This window comes from Arthrobacter sp. KBS0702 (genome assembly GCF_005937985.2).
In the GTDB taxonomy this organism is placed as follows: domain Bacteria; phylum Actinomycetota; class Actinomycetes; order Actinomycetales; family Micrococcaceae; genus Arthrobacter.
On the sequence record NZ_CP042172.1, the window covers coordinates 3343420 to 3366319 of the forward strand.

The 22900-nt window shown below is 68.7% G+C and carries 20 protein-coding genes; 6 read left to right on the forward strand and 14 right to left on the reverse strand.

From position 1 onward, the window contains the following. Positions 1–3 precede the first annotated feature (3 nt). Complete coding sequence (locus FFF93_RS15470; RefSeq protein ID WP_138768132.1) at positions 4–612, reverse strand: class I SAM-dependent methyltransferase; 609 nt, start codon at positions 610–612, stop codon at positions 4–6. Positions 613–706: 94 nt separating this feature from the next. Between FFF93_RS15470 and trmB the strand changes: the two genes are divergently transcribed. Next, a complete protein-coding gene (gene trmB / locus FFF93_RS15475; protein ID WP_138768131.1) occupies positions 707–1630 on the forward strand; it encodes a tRNA (guanosine(46)-N7)-methyltransferase TrmB in 924 nt (307 codons plus the stop codon). Between the two features lie 152 nt (positions 1631–1782). Next, the gene (locus FFF93_RS15480; RefSeq protein ID WP_138768130.1) at positions 1783–2601 is read left to right on the forward strand and encodes a DUF1206 domain-containing protein; all 819 of its coding nucleotides are present in this window, start codon (positions 1783–1785) and stop codon (positions 2599–2601) included. Between the two features lie 13 nt (positions 2602–2614). Here the strand turns inward: FFF93_RS15480 and FFF93_RS15485 are convergent, their stop codons facing one another. The 3 genes from FFF93_RS15485 to FFF93_RS15495 form a co-directional block, all read right to left on the reverse strand. Then, positions 2615–4381: a hypothetical protein gene (locus FFF93_RS15485; protein ID WP_138768129.1), complete on the reverse strand. Its 1767-nt coding sequence runs from the start codon at positions 4379–4381 to the stop codon at positions 2615–2617. Positions 4382–4515: 134 nt separating this feature from the next. Next, complete coding sequence (locus FFF93_RS15490) at positions 4516–5202, reverse strand: anti-sigma factor (RefSeq protein WP_138768128.1); 687 nt, start codon at positions 5200–5202, stop codon at positions 4516–4518. Further along, entirely contained in the window at positions 5199–5699 is a 501-nt protein-coding gene (locus FFF93_RS15495) for a sigma-70 family RNA polymerase sigma factor (RefSeq protein ID WP_138768127.1), read from the reverse strand. Before FFF93_RS15495 ends, FFF93_RS15490 begins: the two co-directional genes overlap by 4 nt. Before the next feature lie 154 nt (positions 5700–5853). Here FFF93_RS15495 and FFF93_RS15500 point away from each other — a divergent pair, with 154 nt between their 5' ends. Then, a complete protein-coding gene (locus FFF93_RS15500; RefSeq protein WP_138768126.1) occupies positions 5854–6429 on the forward strand; it encodes a hypothetical protein in 576 nt (191 codons plus the stop codon). On the opposite strand, the gene FFF93_RS15505 is transcribed toward FFF93_RS15500, so the two are convergent. Continuing rightward, positions 6426–7340 (reverse strand): hypothetical protein, encoded by a 915-nt coding sequence (locus FFF93_RS15505; RefSeq protein ID WP_261375189.1) that lies wholly within the window; start codon positions 7338–7340, stop codon positions 6426–6428. The two genes, FFF93_RS15500 and FFF93_RS15505, sit on opposite strands and share 4 nt — an antisense overlap. A gap of 163 nt (positions 7341–7503) precedes the next feature. Between FFF93_RS15505 and FFF93_RS15510 the strand changes: the two genes are divergently transcribed. Further along, entirely contained in the window at positions 7504–10887 is a 3384-nt protein-coding gene (locus FFF93_RS15510; RefSeq protein ID WP_138768125.1) for a DEAD/DEAH box helicase, read from the forward strand. 28 nt (positions 10888–10915) lie between these two features. Here FFF93_RS15510 and FFF93_RS15515 read toward each other — a convergent pair whose 3' ends face one another. The 7 genes from FFF93_RS15515 to FFF93_RS15545 all read right to left on the reverse strand — a co-directional run bounded on the left by FFF93_RS15515 (position 10916) and on the right by FFF93_RS15545 (position 17428). After that, entirely contained in the window at positions 10916–11314 is a 399-nt protein-coding gene (locus tag FFF93_RS15515) for a hypothetical protein (protein ID WP_138768124.1), read from the reverse strand. A 345-nt stretch (positions 11315–11659) separates the two neighbouring features. Then, on the reverse strand, positions 11660–12082 hold the full coding sequence (locus FFF93_RS15520; protein ID WP_138768123.1) for a heat shock protein transcriptional repressor HspR: 423 nt from the start codon (positions 12080–12082) through the stop codon (positions 11660–11662). 10 nt (positions 12083–12092) lie between these two features. Beyond that, positions 12093–13076, reverse strand: a complete 984-nt coding sequence (locus FFF93_RS15525; RefSeq protein ID WP_186372176.1) for a DnaJ C-terminal domain-containing protein — start codon at positions 13074–13076, stop codon at positions 12093–12095. 171 nt (positions 13077–13247) lie between these two features. Further along, positions 13248–13934, reverse strand: coding sequence for a nucleotide exchange factor GrpE (locus FFF93_RS15530; protein WP_138768122.1), 687 nt, complete (start codon positions 13932–13934; stop codon positions 13248–13250). A 2-nt stretch (positions 13935–13936) separates the two neighbouring features. After that, positions 13937–15796 (reverse strand): molecular chaperone DnaK, encoded by a 1860-nt coding sequence (gene dnaK, locus FFF93_RS15535; protein WP_138768121.1) that lies wholly within the window; start codon positions 15794–15796, stop codon positions 13937–13939. Between the two features lie 331 nt (positions 15797–16127). Beyond that, entirely contained in the window at positions 16128–16586 is a 459-nt protein-coding gene (locus FFF93_RS16985) for a hypothetical protein (RefSeq protein ID WP_186372177.1), read from the reverse strand. Positions 16587–16696: 110 nt separating this feature from the next. Further along, positions 16697–17428, reverse strand: coding sequence for a TetR/AcrR family transcriptional regulator (locus tag FFF93_RS15545; protein WP_138768120.1), 732 nt, complete (start codon positions 17426–17428; stop codon positions 16697–16699). 132 nt (positions 17429–17560) lie between these two features. Here FFF93_RS15545 and FFF93_RS15550 point away from each other — a divergent pair, with 132 nt between their 5' ends. Beyond that, on the forward strand, positions 17561–18523 hold the full coding sequence (locus tag FFF93_RS15550; RefSeq protein ID WP_138768119.1) for an NAD-dependent epimerase/dehydratase family protein: 963 nt from the start codon (positions 17561–17563) through the stop codon (positions 18521–18523). Positions 18524–18578: 55 nt separating this feature from the next. On the opposite strand, the gene FFF93_RS15555 is transcribed toward FFF93_RS15550, so the two are convergent. Further along, positions 18579–20786 carry an MMPL family transporter gene (locus FFF93_RS15555; RefSeq protein ID WP_138770326.1) on the reverse strand — a complete coding sequence of 736 codons (2208 nt, stop codon included), beginning with the start codon at positions 20784–20786 and terminating at the stop codon, positions 18579–18581. Between the two features lie 176 nt (positions 20787–20962). Here FFF93_RS15555 and FFF93_RS15560 point away from each other — a divergent pair, with 176 nt between their 5' ends. Further along, entirely contained in the window at positions 20963–21478 is a 516-nt protein-coding gene (locus FFF93_RS15560) for a MarR family winged helix-turn-helix transcriptional regulator (RefSeq protein ID WP_138768118.1), read from the forward strand. Here FFF93_RS15560 and FFF93_RS15565 read toward each other — a convergent pair. Further along, positions 21420–22790, reverse strand: a complete 1371-nt coding sequence (locus FFF93_RS15565) for an APC family permease (RefSeq protein WP_138768117.1) — start codon at positions 22788–22790, stop codon at positions 21420–21422. The genes FFF93_RS15560 and FFF93_RS15565 overlap by 59 nt on opposite strands. Positions 22791–22900 lie beyond the last annotated feature (110 nt).

A 22900-nucleotide genomic window follows, 5' to 3' on the forward strand; every position in this document is an offset into this window, starting at 1 on the left:
CCGTCAGTTCCGGCTCAGGATCAGGTAGCGTTCGTCGCTGATCTCCTTGCCCCACAGCGCCGGGTCTGTGAGCGGCACGACATCGGCATGGCCGCGGTGCCGGCGCACGAGTTCCCGGCAAACCGCCGAGGGTATGCCGGCGCCTGTTCCCCACAGCCCTTCCACGAGCAGCATCGTCCCGGGCTCCCGCAATAGCGTCGTCCAACGGACGAGAGCGGCATCCGGATCCGGGAGTGCCCATAGGACGTGGCGGGCCAGCACTACGTCGAAGCTCGAGGGAGGGTACGGCGGTTCCGAGGCATCACCCTGCACAAAGTCCGCCGATACACGACCCCCGGCGCTGGCGGCTCTGGCGACCTTTTCCCGCGCGGCTTCCACCATCCGGCCTGACAGGTCCAGTCCCGCAACGCGGTGGCCCGCCTCCGCTAGGAGGACGGACAGGCTGCCTGTGCCGCAGCCCAAGTCAGCCACGTCGCCGGACGGCAGTGGAATGAGTGGCAGAATCAGCTGCGTCCAGGCCTGTCGGACGCCGGGGTTGAGCAGACCATGGTCGGCTTCCCGGTCAAAATCCGCCGCCTGCCCGTCCCAGTATTGGCGCGTCGCGTCATTCATGCGGCCAGTCTGCCACGGACCCCAAGGCCAGACGGGGTCTGCCCAGCAAATCCGCCCAGCCAGGCGGACACCGAACTCCACTATTCTGGAGGTGATGAGCGAATCTCCAGAATCCCACCAGCCGCCGCAGGATCCCCGCCCGGTTACGCCCGGAAGCCAGGCTTCCTTTGGCACCTATGGCGGCCGTCCGGTCAGCTTCGTGCGCCGCGGCACCCGCCTGCAGGGCCGCCGCCAGACCGCGTGGGAAGAGCACTCGGACCGGTGGGCGGTCGACGTGCCGCGGCACGTCGCCAACACCTCCGTGCATCCCGACTACGTCTTCGACGCCGAGGCCGAGTTTGGCCGTAAGGCGCCGCTGATCGTGGAGATCGGCTCGGGGCTCGGCGACGCCGTCTGCCATGCGGCCGAGCAGAATCCGGACAAGGACTTCCTGGCCGTGGAGGTCTACACCCCGGGTCTGGCCAACACGCTCATCAAGATCAACAGCCGCGGCCTGAGCAACGTCCGGGTGGTGGAGGCCAACGCCCCCGAGGTCCTGGCCAGCATGCTCCCGGAGGGCTCGGTCACCGAACTGTGGGTCTTCTTCCCGGACCCGTGGCATAAGTCCCGTCACCACAAGCGGCGCCTCATCCAGCCCGCCTTCGCGGAACTCGCCGCACGGTCCCTCAGGCCGGGCGGGATTTGGCGGATCGCGACGGACTGGTCCAACTACGCGGTGCACGTTCGTGAGGTCCTGGCCGGCTCGGCCGACTTCGAAAATCTGCATGAAGGCGAACGCAGCGGCGACGACAGCCCGCTCACCCAGGTCTGGGAGTCCGGGGTGGAATCCGTGGTGGGCGGGGCCCCGGTCAAGGAAGGCCGCGCCCCGGTCAGCACCGAACACACCGGCCCCAACGAGGGAGTCGACGAAGTCGGCGGTTGGGCGCCCCGGTTTGAGGGCCGGATCCTGACCAGTTTCGAAAACAAGGCCCACGAGGCCGGCAGGCTCATCTTCGATCTCTGCTACCGGCGCCGCTGACGCGGCCGGCCGCATTCCCGCCGGGACCGTGTCGCCATTAGTGTCACGCAGCTGCTGTCACGCGGCCGATTCCCGTGGCACCATTACGGAACATGCATGGCTGGCGGCGGCAACACCGCAGCGGAAGAGCTCAATGACGCGAGGGACCGACCATTAAAAAAGAACTTCAGGACGCCGCGGAAGTCGCCGAGGACGTCACCAATTCGAAGCCGCTCGAATACGCGGCACGGGCCGGGTTTGCCGTCTCCGGCATCCTGCACTTCCTGATTGGGCTGGTCGCGATCAGGCTCGCTATGGGCGGCCAGGGGCAGGCTGATGTGAGCGGCGCCGTCGAATCGCTGTCCAAGCAACCGGCGGGTCCCATCCTGCTGTGGAGCGCCTTCGCCGCCTGCGTCGCGCTGGCAATCTGGCAGACCAGTGATGCCATCTTCGACTTCTCACATCTGCCGACCAAGAAGAAGATCGCCAAGAAACTCAAAGCCGCCCTCCAGGCAGTCGTCTACACCGGGTTCGCGCTCACGTTGGCCTCCGTCGCGATCGGCGCCCATGCAGACCACCGGCGCTCTACCAGCGACCTCACCCTGCAGCTCATGCAGGCCCCGGGCGGCGTCCTGTTGCTGATCGTCATCGGTGCCGCGGTGGCCGTGACCGGGGTTGTCTACGCCATCCGGGGCTTCAGGAAGTCGTTCATCAAGTATCTGCGCATGCCCTCCAACGAGCATGCCCGGACCGCGGTGTCCGTCACCGGAATCGCCGGCTACGCAGCCAAGGGGGTTGCGCTGCTGCTGACGGGGCTGCTGGTCGTCATCGCCACGATGAAGGCGGACCCGTCGCAGTCAACCGGCCTCGACGGCGGACTGAAGGCCTTGCGCGATCAGCCGCTGGGCATGTACATGCTGGCGGCCGTCGGCGCGGGGCTGATCTGCTACGGCGTCTTCATGGCCGTCCGGGCCCGGCTGGCCCGGATGTAGGTGTGGGCCGTGGCTACGGCTTGAAGTCGTCGTGGACCACCACCCGGGACAGCTCCACCGTGCCGTCCGGTAGTTTCCAGAAGTGCAGTCGGCGGGCGGAGGCCACTTTCTGCTCGACCGCCGCGCGAAAGCAGCGTGCGCCGTCCGCGCGCACCAGCTGGGCTGTTTCGCCGCCTTGGTTTGCGCGCAGGGCGTGGACGTCCCGCGCCGGGTTCCGCTCCGCGGCGCCGGTGAGCACTTCCACCGCAGCCTTCAGGGCTTTCGCGACCACTCCGGGCTCAGTGAAGCCATACAGGGACGCAGCAAATTCCGGTCCGGCCTTCCACTCCGGAGGCAGCGCCTGCCGTACCTTGTCACTCGCCGGAACATTCTTCGCCCATGCGAGGTAGACATCGTGCCGCAGGCGTTCGTCGGTGGTCGCAAACAGGCCGTCCGAAGCGGTGACCAGCGAGCGCTTGAGTGCAGGCTGCGTGCGGCGTTTGTAGGCCCGCAACTGGAGGAGTTCGTCCTGCACCCGGGCAAGCCGCGCCGCCGAATCCTCCAGCCCCGCCCGGGCTCCCTCTGCGATCTGTTGCTCCGCCTTGAGTTCGAGCCGCAGCGCGTCCTGCGCCCGCTGAAGACCGACGAGTTCGGCCCCGGCTTGGCTGGCAGCGGCGACCAGTTCCTGCAGGGTGGCGACCTTCCGCCGCTCCGCTTCCAGCTGGAGCTGGGTGGTCAGGAGGGCAGCCGACGGCTTGGGAGCCGGCGCAGCCACCGCGGCGCCGTCCTGTTCCACGGCATCTCGCGTCCCGGCGATGCCCGCAGCCTCGGCGGGAAATGTCCGGCCCGAGGCGGACTGTTCGGTGAGGTGACGACCGGGCCGCAGCCACGGGGTGCCGCCCGTGAGGAGTGCGGGGGCCGGCACAACGTCGGCATCGTCGTCAACGTCGAGTAGGGACAACACCACCGCGCCGTTGTCGTGCAGGAAGCGTGCCACCACTACCTCGCCCTCGGTCACAAGGCTGTCTACGCCATCGAGCGGGTTGGAAGAAATACGCGCCCGTTCCACGGTCCAGCTGGATCCCGGGTAAAGGGTCAGCTTCGCGCTGTTGGCGCACACTTGTTCCGCCAGGGCGAGAACCAGGTCGCCTGGCCGATAGAGCGCGGCAAGCCGCGGTGAGGTCTTAAGGCCGTTGATGTCGAGCGTCTTGTCTTCGTCGTTGAGATCGCCCTCCACGGGCTGGCCAATGTCCAGCATCCAGTCGAGACGGACCGGCGGGACCACATGCTCCCGCTGGATGGTGCAGCAACTGCCATCGCCGAGTTCAACGATGGCCCGGGAACCTGCACTGGCGAAGGCCTTGACGGTGCCCTGGACGCGCCGCGGCTCGGCGCGGACCGGCGCGGTCTTTGGCGGGGCTACGGTGATCAGGCTCAGCACGTCGTCGATGATGTCCTCGGCCGCACGGGTGGCCGCCTGGCGGTCCCGCGCCATCCGCAGCCGGCTCCGGTGCACGTCCTTCATCCAGCGGAGGTCCTCCGCGTAAACCCGCGCCGCGTTGCCGAACACCCCGGCCCCGGCTGGCAGGGAGTCGCCGAAGGCATAACTTTCCGGGCCGTTCTCCAGCAAGAAGACTTCGGCCAAGTCTCCGACCTCCCGAGCGACATATTCCACGTCGATGCGGTTATTCTGTTGCCCGGGGTGCCAAGAGATCACTGCCGCCGGCTTGGTCCGCCCGGCCGCCATTAGTCGCAGGGCCAGGTCCCGTCCGGACTCAACAACCGCAAATGCCTGTTCCATAACGAATCCCCAATCGTCGGTGCGGACGTGCGTGCCGCGGATGGCGGGAAACGACAGGTCCCCCACCATCAGTGAAGCAAGTGGGTCTGACAATAAAGGCCGACCCTGGCTCCGCCGCCGCCGGTATCGGCCGGCTATCCGCGTGGCACGGCGATGACAGCCATGCTCTGTTGGCCGTTCCGCAGCTCGATCCGTGCGATGTTGGCCAACTGCAGGGGCGTGGCTCCGGTGACCCTGGCCTTCCCGCTCGGCGTCGCCGTCCAGGCGCAGGCGCGGTCTTCGCCGCCGTCGCCGGCCTTGACCCAGAGCGACAAGGTTCCGTCCACGGGCAAGCTCCGGCCGTCGACGGCGAGCTCGGTGCCCCAGCTCTTCTTGACCAGGGACACGGTGAACTGCAGTCCGTCGCCGGCCTGGACGGAGTAGCTGGCGTCCGGTTTGGGCGGCTGGTTCACCAGCGGCGCCAACAGGATTCCGAGCGCCAGGCACGCGGCCGCCGCGGCTGCGAGCGCCGCGCCCCACCGGCGTCGGATCTTCCGCCGGCGGGAGGAGAGTTCGTCGAGGAGCCGCCGCGGCACGGCAGGAGACGCGGGGTCCAGCCGTGCCGGCTCGCGCCCGGCACCAGCGGCAGCAGCGGCGCCGAGCGCGACGGCGTCGGGCACCGGGACCGCGTCCAGCAGCGCCGGGAGGCTGGCGAGTTCATCGAGTTCGGCGCGGCAGTCCCGGCATTCGGCCAGATGCCTTTCGAAGGCGGCCGACTCGTCCGGCGGCAGCCCGCCGAGCAGGTATGCCCCGAGCAGTTGGTGGAGTACGGGTCCGTTCACCGCTGCACCCCCATTTCGTCCAGGATGGTCCTGAGCGCCCGGACCGCGTAGAAGGCCCGGGACTTCACCGTGCCGGCTGGGATATTCAACTGGTCGGAAGCCTCCTGGACGGTGAAGCGGCGGTAATGCAGGGCCACCAGCACGTCGCGGTGCTCGGCGCTGAGGCGCAGCAGGGCCTCCTCCATCAGGACCCGGTTCAGCAGTTCATCCACCCGGTCGGCGGCCCCCGCCGGGTCGGGCACGTCCCGCTCCGCTGCTTCACGCGGCCGGTGCTGGGCCCGGCGATAGTTGTCGATCAAGATATTGCGCGCGGTCCGGAACAGGTAGCTGCGCATGCTGCCGGTGAACCGCGGCGCCTGCTGCCAGACCCGCAACACCGTTTCCTGCACGACGTCCTCTGTCAGCTGCGGGTCGTGGCAGGCACCCAGGACGAACCGGCGCAGGGCCGTGCCGTGGTCACGGTAAATCGCAGCAACCACATCTTCATCCAGCGGCATGCGGCACCTCCCCGGGCTTGGTCCTGCTGCCCCACTAGGACGTCCACGCGGGCGAAAAAGTTCAAAGGATCGCCCTTGAACCATTCTTCACCAGCCGCCGTCGTATCAACTAGCCGGACCGCGAGAGGGCCGGCACCCAGCCAAGGAGCCAACCATGACAAAGCACTTCGGCGCCACCCTGTCCGTCTTCGCCCTCGCCGCGGTCCTTTCCGGCTGCGCCGGCGGCAGCGGGACCTCCACATCGTCGGCACCCCCCGCCAGCACGACGACGGGCTCAGCCACGGCCTCGCCCAGCGCCCCGGCGCCCAGCAGCCCGGCGGCGGCCACACCGGCGGCGGGCACCGCGTCCGGCGCCCCGGCGTCGGCCCCCGCCCTCAAGACCGCCGCGACCAACGCCGGGCAGGTGGTCGTGGACGCCAAGGGCATGAGCGTCTACCTCTTCGCCAAGGACACAAAGGACTCCGGCATGAGCGCCTGCACCGGTTCGTGCGCCGCGACGTGGCCGCCGGTGCTCGCCGGCTCAGACGCGCCCGTGGCGGAAGGAGTGACCGGAAAGCTAGGGACCATCGCCACGCCCGATGGCAAGAAGCAGCTGACCATCAACGGGATGCCGGTGTACCACTTCGTCAAGGACAAGGCCCCGGGCGACATCACCGGTCAGGGCGTCGGCGGCGTCTGGTACCTCGTGAACCCCGCCGGAGACATGATCACCTCCGCCGGCGGCTACTAGAAGCCGGCCCCGGACCGGTCGCCGTCCACGTCGTCGTCCCCGTCGTCGTCCACGAACTCGACGGCGGCCACGATCTCCCGGGTCTCCGGGTGGATCATGTACGCCTCGTCGTCGTCCTCCAGCATGAGGAACTCGCCCTGGTCCGTAATGAAATGCCAGGCCAGGACCCGTTCGCCGTTGTGATCATGGTTCGGGTCGCCCATGGTGATTTTCAGCAGGGTACGTCCGGCCACCTCACACAGCTCCCGGATGATCAGCTCAAACTCCGGTGTGCTCAGGCGTTCCTCCTCGGCTGCCTCAGCCTGGCGTTCCGCCAGGTTGGGGATCCGGGACACCCGCTCGTGGATGTGCCGGTCGAGTTCGTCAGCGTCCAGGACCAGCAGGTCCGGCTGGCTGCGGAGCCAGGCGGCGTTGAGCGCGATGATGTCCTCGGTTTCCAGCAGCGGTTCGAATTCGTCGTCGAGCCGCTCCAGAAGCTGGACGGCCTCGGGCGCCGGCGTGGCGTCGCCGCCGATCCCCTGCCCGGCATCCCCGTCGAGGTACGCGTCGGCTTCCTCGTCCGAGAGCGAGTCGAAGGCGGCCACGCTGCGGTTGAACAGGTCCAGGTGCGCCGTGGCTCCCATGCCGGCGAGCCCTGCACGGATGTAGCCGTCAATTTCCTCACGCTCCGGCAGGGTGAAGACGTACTGGGCGAAGCCGCCGTCGAGTGCCTGCGTCAGGTAGAAATCCACGTAGTAGCTGCACAGCGCGGTGGGCGCGATCTCCTCCGCGTCGAGCAGCTCCGCGTACATGGCGTTGACGACGTCCACGTTGGCGTCCACAACATCCACGTTGCCGCCGTGCAGGCTGTCCCTGGTCAGCACAGGGGCGTGGCCGGCGGCGGTCGGGGTCTCGGTCGGGCTGCTGCTCATGGAAATCCTCACGGTGGTGGCGGACGGTGCTCCGGTCCCTTCCACCGTAGATCTGCCCCGTTGCCGGCGGCCCGAGCGGCAGGTGAACGTCAGGCGAAGTTTCCGGGCCCCGCCGGGCTGGCTAAGATGGATCAGATGACCAACTGCTGAAAGTAGTGCGCACATGCCATCCCATCCGGACGAGAGTGCGGCACTGGCAATACAGACCCCCGCGATCAACGACCGCTCCCTCGCGGCCGGGCTTGCCTACGCCATGGGGAGCCGGGTTTCGGGGATCTCCTTCGATGCCGCCACCGGCCTGATGCTCGGCAAAGTCCGCGGCGGCGCGGAGGTGCCGTATTCGACGACGGCGAAGCTGGTCCGCAAGGGAGGCGGCTGGAGCTGCACCGTCGGGGTCTGCAGCTGCCCCGTCCGCAAGGACTGCAAGCATGTGGCCGCGTTGCTCTTCGCCGCCGAGGACAACCCGGCGACCCGCGTCCAGCTGCTGGCCCCCGCGGAGTCCTCCCGGCTGTCGCGCCAGCCCCCCGCACAGGACCTGCCTGACTGGGAGCAGGCCCTCAGCCCCCTGCTCGCCCGGCCGGGCATCACCACCTCGACCAGCGGCGTCCCGCTGGCGTTGCAGTTCGAGATCGAGGAACCGGCGCCGCACTTCTCCTACACCGGACGCCGCGATCCGCTGCGCAGCGTCCGCCAGCTGAAGGCCCGCCCCGTCATCATGGGAGCCAAGGGCAAGTGGATCAAGGGCGACGTTTCGTGGAACACCCTGAGCTACCTGAACTACCGGCGCGAATGCAACGAAGCCCATGTGGAATGGATGCAGGAATTCCTGGCCTCGCACACGGCCCTGGCGAACCGCCAGCACGCCGGCACGGCTCCCTGGCTGGGGCTGAACACCTACGCCGGCAAGAACCTTTGGAGCCTGCTGGCCGAGGCACCGAAGATCGGCCTCGCGCTGGTCCACGGCCGGGGCGACGATGCCGTGCACCTGGCCGGGGAGCCGGCCGCCGTCGGGCTCAACCTGACCCGGCTCGGCGCCGAGGAGCTCGACGGCGGCGGCCTCGCGCTCGCACCGACCATCACCGTCGAGGGAACGGTGGTCGATCCGGCGTCGGTCGGAACCATCGGCCGGCCCGCCCACGGAATCTTCCTGACCTCCGACGCCGACGCGCTGCCCGGCGTGGCCCCGGGTGACTCCGCTATCACGCTCGCGCCGCTGGAGGCCGGTCTCAGCGAGGAGCTCCTGACTTTCGTCACCGCCGGCACCACGCTGCGCATCCCGGCCCGTGATGAAGGCCGCTTCCTGACCGGCTTCTACCCCAAGCTCAAGCAGACCGCCCGCGTCACGGCCTCCGACGAATCCGTCGAGCTGCCCACCCTGGCCGTCCCCACCCTGTCCCTGCTAGCCAACTACGGGGCCGACCACCGCGTCCGGCTGCACTGGGAGTGGCACTACACGTCGGGCACCCTGGTCACGGCCCAGCCCCTGTGGCGGCACCCGGGCGACCACGGCTACCGCGACGACGCCGCCGAGGCCCGGATCCTTGAGACCGTGGGCCAGCCCTGGGACGTTGTGCCGAAGCTCGGGGAATCCGCCACGGGCGGCTGGGGCACGCCCCGGCTCGCCGCGTCCGCCGAACTCAGCGGCCTGGACACCCTCGCCTTCACCGAGGAGGTACTGCCCGCGCTCCGCGAGCTACCCGAGGTCTCCGTGGACACCGCCGGCGAGATCGCCGAATACCGCGAGGCCGAGGAAGCCCCGGTGGTCTCGATCTCCACCAAGGCCACCGAACAGCGGGACTGGTTCGACCTGGGCATCCAGATTTCCCTCGAAGGCCAGCCGGTGTCCTTCGCCGCCGTCTTCTCCGCCCTCGCCGCGGGCCAGACCAAGATGCTGCTGCCCAGCGGCGCCTACTTCTCCCTTGACCTGCCCGAACTGCACCAGCTGCGGGCCCTGATCGAGGAGGCCCGGGAGCTGCAGGACAACAAGGACGCGCCGCTGCAGATCAGCCGTTTCCAGGCCGGACTTTGGGATGAACTGGCCCAGCTGGGTATCGTCGACGAGCAGGCCGCCGCCTGGCGGGAAGCGGTGGGCGGTCTGCTGGAGGGCGGCGTCAAGGGGCTGCCGCTGCCCGCCATGCTCAATGCGGAGCTGCGCCCGTACCAGTTGGAAGGCTTCAACTGGCTCAGCTTCCTCTACCGCCACGGGCTGGGCGGGGTGCTGGCCGACGACATGGGTCTGGGCAAAACCGTCCAGGCACTGGCGCTGATGTGCGCGGCCAAGGTCGCTGCCGGCGAGGCGCCAGGCGGGGCACCTTTCCTGGTGGTTGCCCCCACCAGCGTGGTGGGCAACTGGCAGGCCGAAACCGCGCGCTTCGCGCCCGGCCTCACGGCCCTGGCCATCAGCGAAACCTTCGCCAAGAGCGGCTCGGCGCCGGCCGAAGCGATGGCCGGCGCGGACATCGTCATCACGTCCTACGCGCTGTTCCGCATCGACTACGAGGCCTATGCTTCCCGGCCGTGGGCCGGCCTGGTGCTGGACGAGGCGCAGTTTGTGAAGAACCACCAGTCCAAGGCGTACCAGTGCGCCCGGAAGCTCCCCGCCGGCTTCAAACTGGCCATCACCGGCACGCCGCTGGAGAACAACCTGATGGAGTTCTGGGCGCTGACCTCGATCGTGGCACCGGGCCTCTTCTCCAGTCCCAAGCGCTTCGCCGAGTACTACCAGAAGCCCGTGGAAAAGAACGGCGACAAGGCGCAGCTGGACAAGCTCCGCCGCCGGGTGCGCCCGCTGATGATGCGCCGCACCAAGGAACAGGTCATTCACGACCTGCCGCCCAAGCAGGAGCAGGTCCTCGAGGTGGTGTTGAACCCGCGGCACCAGAAGGTCTACCAGACGCATCTGCAGCGCGAGCGGCAAAAGATCCTCGGCCTGATCGAGGACGTCAACAAGAACCGGTTCACGATCTTCCAGTCGCTGACCCTGCTGCGCCAGCTCAGCCTCGACCCGTCCCTGATCGACCCGTCACTCTCGGGGGTGCGCTCCAGCAAGCTCGACGTGCTGTTCGAGCAGTTGGAGGACCTCGTAGCGGAGGGCCACCGGGCGCTGATCTTCAGCCAGTTCACCGGCTTCCTCGGCAAGGTCCGGGAGCGGCTCGTCGAGGAAAACATTGAGTTCTGCTACCTCGACGGCGGCACGCGCAACCGCACCGACGTCGTCAACGAGTTCAAGAACGGCGCGGCGCCGGTGTTCCTGATCAGTCTCAAGGCCGGCGGGTTCGGCCTGAACCTGACCGAGGCGGATTATGTCTTCCTGCTGGACCCGTGGTGGAACCCGGCGTCGGAAGCGCAGGCTGTGGACCGGACCCACCGGATCGGCCAGGCCCGCAACGTGATGGTCTACCGGCTCGTGGCGAAGGACACCATCGAGGAAAAGGTGATGGCGCTCAAGGCCAAGAAGTCCCAGCTGTTCGCCGATGTGATGGAAGGCGACGCCCTCTCCGGCGGGGCGCTGACGGCCGAGGACCTGGCCGGGCTGTTCAACGAATAAGCCGCAACGCGTTCTTCCCGGGCCGGGCTCAGGCGGCGGCCGGGGCGGTGACGAGCCGGGACACGGCGCGGCTCCGGAGCCAGCGGCCGAGCTGTTTGCCCTTGCCCTTCCACCAGCTGTCCTCGTCGGTATCGTGGTGCCACCGGAAGATGACGGACACCAGGACGAACACCCCTCCGGCGACCTGTTCCCAGGCACCCGACGCCGCATGGACCAACACGATGAGGGCCATGCTGAGGATCGAAGGCAGCGCCAGGGTGCGGAACACCGTGTTGGCCACGTAGCGGCGGCGGGACCGCGGCACGGAGACGGCCCGGACCAGATCGAAACAGACGCAGACGACGACGAGCGCCTGCCCGAGCGTCAGCAGGAGCAGCCCGGGCAAGGAGCTGCCGAAGACGGCGACGGCGTGCAGTCCGGAGTTCATGGCCGGTCCGCGATCGCTGCGGACGCCGACGCTGGAGCGTCCGGAATCATTGAGGTGAACATGTGCTGCCCCCCGACATTTTGCACTGGGACCTGTCTTGGGTCTCCGTTCCATCGGCCGCCACCCGGCTGCCAAGACCATTCAACCGGCAGCCCGGGTCCTAGTCACGGGCTCCCGGTACGCGACTATGCGGGCGCGACCACCCGACTTTGAGCGGGAGTACTTAGTTCCGGCAGCCCGACTACTTGGACCGGCCGGCGATGCCGTGCCAGGGGTCCCGAACGGCCGGAAAATAGGTCACAGCGAAAGTGTGCCCGGCACCCTGCCGGGTCCCGGGCACTGTTGCTATTCGATGCCGCGCGGCCGCCACACCACGAGCGCCTGGGACCGTGCCCGGGGACGCTGGCCGCGGGCCAGGCTGACGACGTCGCCCGCGGTTCCCGCGGCAAAGATCCGGGAATCGAGGGCCCGGGGCCGCCGTTCGAGTTCTTCGCTCAGCTCGGTGACGCGCCTTTGCAAGGCTGCGACCTGGTTCTCCAGCTGCAGGATCCGCTTGATCCCCTCCAGGGAGACCCCCTCCTGCGAGAGGCGCTGCACCTCACGGAGCATGTTCACGTCACGCTGCGAGTACCGCCGGGACTTGCCGGGCGCACGGCTCGGCGAGACGATGCCGAGCCGGTCGTACTGGCGCAGCGTCTGCGGGTGCATGTCCGCCAGCTCCGCGGCGACGGAGATGACGAAAATCGGCTGGTCGAACTCGATGTCCATGCCAGGACTCCTACAGCCGGGCCTTGGCTGCCAGGCCGGCGCGGACGTCCTCGCCGGAGGTGGCTGCGGCGAAGGCCTTCACTGCTTCCTCCGCGGCCTTGTCCAACTTCTTGGGCACGGCGACGTCGATGGTGACCAGCAGGTCCCCGGTGGCCTTGGTGTGCTTCACGCCGCGTCCCTTGACGCGCAGAGTCCGGCCGGACGGCGTTCCGGCCGGCACGCGGACCTTGACCTTGTCGCCGTCGATGGTCGGGACCTCGATGTCGGCGCCGAGGGCGGCTTCCGGGAACGTCACCGGGACATGGATGCGCAGGTTGTCACCGTCACGGGTGTAGAAATCGTGCGGCTTCACGGACACGGTGACCATGAGGTCGCCGTTGCCGGCCGGGCCGTACTGGCCCTTGCCGCGGACACGGACTTTCTGGCCGTCCTTGATCCCGGCCGGGATCCGTACGTCGATCACCTCGCCGTCGGGCTCGCGCAGCCCGATGGTGGTGCCGCGGATCGATCCGGCGAATGAAATGCTGGTCGACGCGGTGCGGTCGGCGCCCTTCTGCGGTCCGCGCTGGAAGGACTGGCCGCCACCAAAGCCGCCGCCACCGCCAAAGAGGTCGGCGAACTCAGGCGGAATGCCGCCGGCGGTGCTGTAGCCGCCGGAGTGCCGTCCCCCGCCGCCGGTGAACAGGCCGCCGAAAAGATCCTCGAACCCGGCGCCGCCGCCGGCCGCTCCGGCACCGCCGGGTGCGAAGCGGGCGCCGCCGCCCATCGCGCGGATGGCGTCATACTGCTGGCGCTCGTCCGGGTCGGACAGCACGGAATAGGCCTCGGAGATGTCCTTGAACTTCTTCTCCGACGCGGTGTCACCGGCATTCGTGTCCGGGTGGTGCTGCCGCGCGAGCTTCCGGTACGCCTTCTTGATGTCGGCGTCGGAAGCGTCTTTGGCGACGCCAAGGATCTTGTAGAAGTCCTTGTCCACCCAGTCCTGGCTAGCCAATGGCGTTTCCTTTCAAAGTACAAAGCGTTAAGGGAGACAACCTCAGGAGCGGAGCGAGACAAGGGGCCCGGGAGTGGCATCGGGCCTGCCGGAGCCGGGTGGCCGAGGATCGCAGATCCTTGGCCACCCGGCGCAGGGGCGGGGCCCCTTGTCTCGCTTCGCGAAAGCAACCTACGCCGGGACGGCCACGATGACCTGGGCTGCGCGGAGCACCCGGTCGCCGGACTTGTAGCCGGAGCGCAGGACCTGGCTGACGGTGTCGGTTTCGACGTCCGGGCCGGGCTGCTGGATGAGGGCCTCGTGGATCGTGGGATCGAACTCCACGCCGGTCTCATCGATGCGCATCAGGCCGTAGGTCTTCAGCGCGCTTTCCAGCTTGGCGGCAATCGCGGCGAAGGGGCCGTCCGCGAGGTCACCGTGCTGCCGGGCGGCGTCGACGTCGTCGAGTACCGGAAGCAGGGCATTCAGGACGCCGATGACGGCCATTTCCCCTGCCACGGCACGGTCGCGTTCGACCCGCTTGCGGTAGTTGACGTACTCCGCCTGCAGGCGGCGGAGGTCGTTCTTCAGTTCCTCCGCCTCCCCGGCGTTGACGCCCTGGGCGACCGACTCGGCTGCCGGAACGTCCACGCTGTTGAGGATGTCCTCGGCCTGGGACAGCGCGTCCCCGGCGTCGGACTCCCCTGCGGCGCGCTCCTGGTCGGGATGGCGCGCCTGGCCGGTCTTCGGATCAACCTTGCGGTTGTCGTGGATCACCGGCTTCTGCGGCTCGCTTTCCTGATTGGCGGCGTCCCGCCGCTCGTCGTCGCGGCGGTCCCCGGAGGCACCGTGCTCTTCTTCGTTACCGTGGTGCGGCATGACTACTTCTTCTCGTCTTCGTCAACGATCTCGGCGTCAACGATGTCCTCGTCGGAGGCTGCCTTCTCACCGGCCGGGGCACCCTGGGCGCCAGCGGCACCGTCGGGGGAACCGGGCTGGGCGTAGATGGCCTCGCCGAGCTTGGTCTGCGAAGCCTGGAGCTTCTCAAACGCGGTCTTCACAGCGGCGTCGTCGGTGCCTTCCAGCGCGGCCTTGAGGGCGTCGACGTCGGCCTGGACCTCGGTCTTGACCTCTTCCGGCAGCTTGTCGGCGTTGTCGGCGATCAGCTTGTCCACGGAGTAGGCGAGCTGCTCTGCGGTGTTGCGGGTGTCGGTCGCCTCACGGCGGGCCTTGTCCTCGGCTGCGTGCTCCTCGGCGTCGCGGACCATCCGGTCGATGTCTTCCTTCGAGAGGCTGGAGCCGCCCGTGATGGTCATCGACTGTTCCTTGCCGGTGCCCTTGTCCTTCGCGGAGACGTGCACAATGCCGTTGGCGTCGATGTCGAAGGTGACCTCGACCTGAGGGACGCCGCGCGGGGCCGGGGCGATGCCGGTCAGTTCGAAGGTGCCCAGCGGCTTGTTGTCCCGGGTGAACTCGCGCTCGCCCTGGAAGACCTGGATCGCGACGGACGGCTGGTTGTCGTCGGCCGTGGTGAAGGTTTCGCTGCGCTTGGTGGGAATTGCCGTGTTGCGCTCGATCAGGTGCGTCATGATGCCGCCCTTGGTCTCGATGCCGAGGGACAGCGGGGTGACGTCGATCAGCAGCACGTCCTTGCGCTCGCCCTTGAGGACACCGGCCTGGAGTGCGGCGCCGACGGCGACGACCTCGTCCGGGTTGACGCCCTTGTTCGGCTCCTTGCCGCCGGCGAGTTCCTTGACCAGCTCGGAGACGGCGGGCATGCGGGTGGAGCCGCCGACCAGCACGATGTGGTCGATGTCGGAGAGCTTGATGCCGGCTTCCTTGATGACATCGTGGAACGGCTTCTTGGTGCGCTCGAGCAGGTCCTTGGTGAGGTCCTGGAACTTGGCGCGGGTCAGCTGCTCGTCCAGGTGGACCGGGCCGTCGGGGGTGACGGAGAGGTACTGGAGCGAGACGTTGGTGCTGGAGGAGGAGGAGAGTTCCTTCTTGGCCTGTTCCGCTGCCTCACGGAGGCGCTGGAGGGCGATCTTGTCCTTGGAGAGGTCGATGCCCTTGACCTTGAGCTGGTTCAGCAGGTAATCAACGACACGCTGGTCCCAGTCGTCGCCGCCGAGGCGGTTGTCACCGGCGGTGGCGCGGACCTGGATGGTGGAGAAGTCGTCTTCGTCCTTGCCCACTTCGAGGAGGGAGACGTCGAAGGTTCCGCCGCCGAGGTCGAAGACGAGGATGAGTTCGTCTTCCTTGCCCTTGTCCAGGCCGTAGGCGAGGGCTGCCGCGGTGGGCTCGTTGACGATGCGCAGCACCTTGAGGCCCGCGATCTCGCCTGCCTCCTTGGTGGCCTGGCGCTCGGCGTCGTTGAAGTACGCGGGAACGGTGATCACGGCGTCGGTGACCTTCTCGCCGAGGTAGGACTCGGCGTCGTTCTTGAGCTTCATCAGGATGCGTGCGGAGATTTCCTGCGCGGTGTACTTCTTGTCGTCAATCGCGATGTTCCAGTCGGTGCCCATGTGGCGCTTGACCGAAGCGATGGTGCGGTCGATGTTGTTGACGGCCTGTCGCTTGGCGATCTCGCCGACCAGGACTTCGCCGGACTTGGAGAATGCAACGACCGACGGCGTGGTGCGGCCACCCTCGGCGTTGGCAATGACGGTGGGCTCGCCACCTTCGAGAACGGAGACGACGGAGTTAGTGGTTCCGAGGTCAATACCTACTGCACGTGACATGTGTTGCTTCCTTCTTTCCTTGGAAACTTGCTGGCCCCGGCAATCGGGCGGGTGCCCGGCGGCCGGGGCATACCCGGAGTTCGAGCCCGTCGAGGACGAGGCGCGCCCACTTATTGAGCGCTCTGCACTCAACTTTACCCAGAGCCGGGAGGATGTCAATCCAAAGTTGAGCCAAGGGCACTCAACTTCGGACACAGGCGCATCTTACGGGGACCGGGAGGGTCTTACCGCCCCGGTCTTCCGCGGTTTTTTGGCACGACGAACCCTCGTTGTGGCGATTTCGCTGTGCGAGAACGCAACGGGACGGAGCTCAGCGCGCCCGGTTCAGGGCTTAGGCGTCCTCTCCCGCGTCGTCGCGGACGGCGCCATGGCGCGTAACCGCTTCGTCGGCGGGTACCTCGGTCCCGCGCCCGGTGCGCCGGACGCCTGCCGCGCCCGCGGTGCCGTAGTCACCCTCGGGGTATTCGCCCTCTTCGCCGACGACGGCATCCGGTCCGGTTGCGCCGGCCCGGCCGTAGTCGCCTTCAGGGTAGTCCCCGGCCTCTGCGCCTACGTGCGACCCGCCGGCCACGCCGGCCTTGCCGTAGTCCCCCTCGGGGTACTCGCCCTCGGGGGCGGATGCCGGGTTCTCCCCCGCAACACCCGCCCTGCCGTAATCGCCTTCGACGTACTGGCCGGCGTCGCCCTCGGCCGCCGGCTCCTCAACCACCTGCTCGTCGGCCGCCGGAACGGGCGCGGCGCCGGGGTGCTCGTGTGCTGCCGCTCGATCAAACTCACTGTTTTCGGACATGTGTGGATCCCTCCTGCAGGCGGTGGGCGCCGACGTTGGCGCAGTCGCAGTCTATCGAGCGCCGCAGGGAGGCAACAGGGGCCGGCGACGATACGCGGCACGGGGTGCACCTACGGCCGCAGCCCCGCGACCCCGGCGAGGACGGCCAGGTGGTGCGCGAACAACTCATCCCGGGCCGCAAAGGTGTCCTCGCCGTACTGGCCGAAGACCTCGAAACTGACGGCGCCGAACAGCGAGGTCCAGACCAGCGCACCACGCGCCAGCAACGCGTCGGGCACAGCCAGTCCGGCCCCGCTGCGGATGCGCTCCAGGTCAGCGGCGAGGGCCGGAGCGACGGCGGCGTGATCGTCGGGCGCCGCCAGCCGGCCGGAGCGGTAGGCGCCGTCCAGGAGCGTCATCAGGGCGGAGATGACCCTTGTTCCCGGCGCCATGGTCCGCTCCGCGGGCGCCTGGTAGCCGGGCACCGGGCTGCCGAAGAGCAGCGCATAGCTGGGCGGCTGCGCCAGTGCCCAGCCCCGGACCGCCACCCCGAGCGCCTCGAACCTTCCCCGGAAATCGCCCTCCGGGCGAGCCTCCACGGCGGCGTCCACCGCATCCCCCAGCTCGTTGTAGGCATCGACCAGCAGCAGGGTCAGCAGTTCCTCACGGTTCTCCACATACCGGTACACGGCCGAGGAAACTACGCCGAGCTCCCTGGCGACGGCGCGCAGCGACAGCGCGGCGGCGCCGTGCAGGGCAAGATGCTCCCGGCCGATACGCACAATGTCCTGGATGGTCTGCGCCCGGGCCCGCTCGCGGGGCGTGGACGGCCTGGCAGGCGGAGGGGTGGAGGTCTGCGGCATGCCCCCAGCATTCCACAAACCGGAGCACTGTCAACAAATGTGAGCACTGCTCTTGACTTGCATCAGGAACCGCTGCATCCTGATTCTGAGAGCACTGCTCTCGTCGACCATCACAGCGAAAGCGAGAACGCCATGTCCCCGTCCGAGTTCCCCGATAGCCCGGGCCCAGCACTCTTCGTCGTCACCGGCGCCGGTCCGGTCGGCTGGACGGTTGCCGAGCAACTCGCCACGGCGGGCCACCGGGTGCGGGTGCTCACCCGTTCCGGGAGCGGGCCGTCCCATCCGCGCGTCGAGCGAATCGCCGCGGATGTCTCCGACCCGGCGCGGCTGGGGCAGCTGTTCCGGGGCGCCAAAGCGGTCTTCCACTGCATCCACGGGTCGCAGTACACGGCCCGGGCTTGGGCAGCCGAGCTTCCGGGCGCCGAGCAGACGGTGCTGGCCGCTGCGGCCGAGGCCGGCGCCGTCGTCGTGTTTCCGGAAAGCCTGTATTCCTACAGCGAGCCGGAACGGCCGATGACCGAGGAGGGTCCCCGGGAGGCCCGGGGCGGCAAGCGCGGCATCCGCACCGCGCTGCTCAAGGCGCGGGCCGCGTCAGCCACGGACACAGTGAGCGTGGTGGCCAGCGACTTCTTCGGGCCCAGGGTGCTCGGCGCACACGCCGGGGAGCGCATGCTGAAGCCGGTCCTGGCCGGCAAGCCCCTGCTGGTGGTCGGCAGCGCGGACCAGCCGCACTCCTTCACCTATGTGCCGGATCTGGCCGCCGCCATGATCCAGGCGGCCCAGGATCCTGCGCTGTGGAACCGGGTGTGGCACGCGCCCACCGGATCCCCGCTGAGCCAGCGCTCGATGGCCGCAGCCTTGGCCACCGCTGCCGGGGTCCGGAGCCCCAGGGTGGCAGCGCTCCCGGGCTGGGCGCTGCGGGCCATGGGCGCGGCTTCTCCCGGGACGCGGGAACTGGCCGAAACCCTGTACCAGTTCGAGCGCCCCTTCGTGATGGATTCGAAGGCAAGCGAGATGGCTTTGGGGCTCCATCCGACGCCGCTCATGGAAGCAGCCGCCGCCACGGTTGCCTGGTGGGGGGACCAGATACTGTGACGGCGGCTGCCGCAATCAGTCCGGCAGACGTGAGATCCGGCAGACAGGGATCCGGCTAGCGGATTCCCGCGTCGGCGGTTTCCGGCTCCCGGGCGGGCGGTAGGTCACGAGCGGCGGCGTCCGTCGCGGGGCGTCCCAGCTTGCTCGGCCACCAGATCAGCGGGCCGATGTCGTAGGCCAGGGCCGGGACCAGCAGGGAGCGGACCAGGACGGTGTCGAGCAACACCCCGAAGGCCACGATGAAGGCAAGCTGCACCAGGAACATGATCGGGATGACGCCGAGGGCCGCGAAGGTCGCGGCCAGGACCACGCCGGCCGAGGTGATGACCCCGCCGGTGACGCCGAGGCCGCGCAGGATACCGGGCCGCGTCCCGTGCTTGATGGACTCCTCGCGGACCCGGCTCATCAGGAAGATGTTGTAGTCCACGCCCAGGGCGACGAGGAAAACGAAGCCGAAGAGCGGAACGGTGGCGTCGGCGCCCGGGAATCCCAGGACGTGGTTGAACACCACGGCGGAGACGCCCATCGCCGCCCCGTAGGACAGCACCACCGAGGCGACCAGCAGGACCGGTGCCAGGACGGAGCGCAGCAACAGCATCAGGATCACGAGGATGACCGCGAGAACCACCGGGATGATGGTGACCAGGTCGCGCTGGGCCGTGGTGTTGGTGTCCAGGGCCGTGGCGGTCACGCCGCCGACCAGGGCGCCCCCGTCGGTCTGCTTAAGTTCCCGGCGGAGATCCAGCACGACGTTCTCGGCCTCATTGGAGTCCGCGGCGTAGTTCAGCGTCGCATTGATCAGCACCTTCCCGTCCCGGACCGCCGGGGCGGCGGGGGCACCGGGCGCCCCGGCGACGATGGGCACGCTGCCCTCGGCCAGCAGGTAGGCGTCCCCGACGCCGGCGCTTGCCTTGGTTTTCGCCAGCACGTCCTGGGCCTTCGCCTCGTCGGCGACGATCACGGCGGGGCTGCCGGAGCCGGCGTCGAAGTGCCGGGCCAGCGCGTCCTGGCCGTCGACGGCGTTGGAGGCGGCGAGGATGACATCGGTTTGCGGGACGCCGTTGGCCTTGAGCTGCAGGACGCCGGCGGCGGCCACCAACAGCAGGAGCACGGAGGCGATCCAGACCGTGCGGGGCCGGCGGGAGACCAGGGAGCCGGTGGCACCCCACAGGCCCTTCTGGCCTTCGAGGCCGGTGACCAGCTCCGGCTCGCGCTCGGTCGCCGGAAGCAGCTTGGGGCGGAAGGGCCAGAACGCGGCGCGGCCGAGCAGCGCCATCATGGCCGGCAGCAGGGTCAGTGCTGCGAAAAGGGAACACAGGATGCCGGCCGCCGCGACCGGACCGAGGGCCTTGTTGGAGTTCAGGTCTGAGAACAGCAGACAGAGCAGGGCGATGATGACGGTGGCACCGGAGGCCAGGATCGGCTCGCAGGCCGCCTTCCAAGCGGTCAGTGCGGCGGCCGTGCGGTTGGTGGTGTGCGTCAGCGCCTCACGGAAGCGCGCCACGTAGAGCAGCGCGTAGTCCGTGGCGGCGCCGATCACCAGGATGGAGAGGATGCCCTGGCTCTGGCCGTTGAGCTGGATCCAGCCCAGCTTCGCCATCCCGAAAACCAGCAGGATGGCCGCGCAGAGTGCGAAGACCGAGGTGAAAAGCACGGCGATGGGCAGCAGCAGCGAACGGTAGACGACCAGCAGGATCAGGAACACCGCGCCCAGGGCCACCAGCAGCAGGATGCCGTCAATGCCGGCGAAGGCGCTAACCAGGTCCGCCGTGAGCCCGGCCGGGCCGGTGACGAAGGTCCGCATGCCCTCCGGCGCCGAGGCCCTGACCTCGTCCCGGAGTTCCTTGATGACCGTCTTCACCTCTCCGGCGGAGGCGATGGGCACCACGAACTGCACGGCCTTTGCGTCCTCTGACGGGATCGGGCCGATCACGGTGCTCCCGGCCTGCAGGGCGGCCAGTTTGCCCTTGAGCGCGGCCGCTTCACCAAGCTGAGCCGGAGTGAACGCGGAATCGCTTTCGATCACGATGACCGCCGGGATCTCCTTGGAATCGCGGAACTTGGCCTGCCACTCCTGGGCCGCGGTGGCCTCGGCTCCGGCCGGGAGAAACGAGGCCTGGTCGTTGGAGGAGACCTCGCTGAGCCGCCCGAAGGTGGGGCCGCCGATGCCGGCGATGGCCAGCCAGGCGACCACCAGGACGGCGGGTACGAGCCAGCGCAGCCAGAACGGGACACGGGCGTTGTGCTTGGGGATGTTTTTCATGGCGTCCTTCGGGGTGCGGCCTCGGAAGAGTAGAATTGAATCCATAATAGAGTATCTCCATCATGGACATAAGTGATTGTCTAGAAAGATTTTGCCTGAGGAAGCTGAAGGGCTGGAGTAAACTCCGGAAGGCGCAACCGCGCATGCCTCCAGGGGCCCCGAGCAGGAAGGGTGCGATGTCAACTGAGATGCCGGCAAACCCTGGCGCCCCCGGGCCGCCGCCGCTGGTGAGCCTGCTTCAGGAGTTCAGCCTCGAAGCCAACCGCTATGCGGACTCGGCGGGAGCCCGGAACGACATGCACCGCACCGACCTCAACGCCCTGTCCGTGATCATGCAGCACACCGCTAGGAACCAGATCGTCACGCCGAGCGTGCTCCGCAAGGAACTCCACCTCAGCTCACCCGCCACCACGGCGCTGATTGACCGGCTGCACAGCTCCGGGCACGTGATTCGCGAGCGGGAGGGGCCGGACCGCCGCCAGGTCCAGCTCCGCATGACCCCCAAGGCCTACCGCGACGGCGGCGCCATGTTCGCACCGCTCGCCCGCCACATGGGCGCCGCCCTGGCCGACTTCACGCCGCAGGAACTGGAACTCGCCACCCGGTTCATGACCTCGATGATCGACGCGACGGTCAGGGCCGGGCAGGAGGCGGCGCAGCAGGCGGCACCGCCTCCAGCGGACCCGCACTAGCTGCCGTCTTCAGGCGCCGCGCCGGCAGCCCCCTCCAGCCCGGCATTCCCCAACCCGCCGGGCGGCCCGCCCAGACCGCCCCCGCAGCAAGGCCGAGCGGGACCACGAGCGCCCAGCCGCTGATCAGCAGCACGGCCAGCATCACGACGGCGGCCACAAGGACCCCGTACCAGGCCGGCGTCCGGGCAGGCAGCAACCGGATCCCGGCAACCAGACCGAACGCCGTCACGGCAGTGAAGCACGCCGACGCCGCCCCGATCTGGAACTGCATATTGCTCAGTCCGGCCGCGGCTGCCCCGAAGGACAGGAACGTCATCACGGCCAGCAGCCCAAGGCTGGCCGTGGGCACCTGGCCCGGACCGGCGCCCCGCGCGAGGGTCCGCGGCAGCACGCCGTCGGACGCCAAGCTCGCACCCAGCCGGCTGGCCCCGGCAACAAAGGTGTTGATCGGGCCGAAGGTCAGCACCGCGGCGGCGAGGGCGGTCAGCGGGGCAGCGAGTCCGCCCAGCCCCTTTTCAAGCAGCTGCGCGATCGGCACGTCGCTGCCGGGGAGGGCGGGGCCCAGCACGGCGATCGAGGCCGCGACGACGCCGATGTACACCACGCCGACCACAATCAGGGTGAGCCACGTGGCCCGCTTGAGGTCCCGTTCCGGGTGGCGGAATTCACCGGCGAGATGCGTGACCGCCTCCCAGCCGGCGAAGCAGAAGAACAGCAGGCTGGCCACCCCGCCCACGGCCCAGTAGCCGTGCGGCGCGAACGGCTCAAAGTTCCCGGCCCTGGCGAACGGCGCAGCGAGGGCGACCGCCAGCGCCAGCAGTCCGACCAGGAGCACCATCAGCACCAGTTGGATGCCGCTGGACATCCGGATTCCGACGGCGTTGCTCGCGAAAGCGGCGGCCAGCAGAAACGCTGCTGCCACCAATGCCGTCCCACGTCCGCCGCCCAAGGCGTGAGAGATGTAGTTGCCGCCGATGACGGCTGTCGCGGGAGCGCCGAAAGGAATGGCGAAGTAGAAGAGGTAGCCGGCCACGGCCGAGGCGCGGCGCCCGTAGGCGCGCGTCACGAAGTGGGCGATTCCGCCGCCGTCGGGCTGCTGCCGGCTCATCTCCGCAAAGCTGAAGGCCACGGGTGTGCAGAACACGAGCAGCAGGGCCCAGGCCAGGAGGGACGCCGGCCCGGCTTCCTTGGCGGCGATCGCCGGGAGGACCAGGATGCCGGAGCCGAGGATCGCTCCGACATAGATCCCGGTGGCCCGGAACAGGCCGAGCCCTGGCTGCTTGCTGCTGTTGATGTTCACTCCTTCAATCATCCGCAGAACTGTCCCGGGCAGAAGCGGCAAAACGGACGGGAACACGCGAAATCCTGCCGTCTTGCGGGCCGCTTCCCCCGGCTTTCGCGGATTTGCCGGCGTGCAGCGGT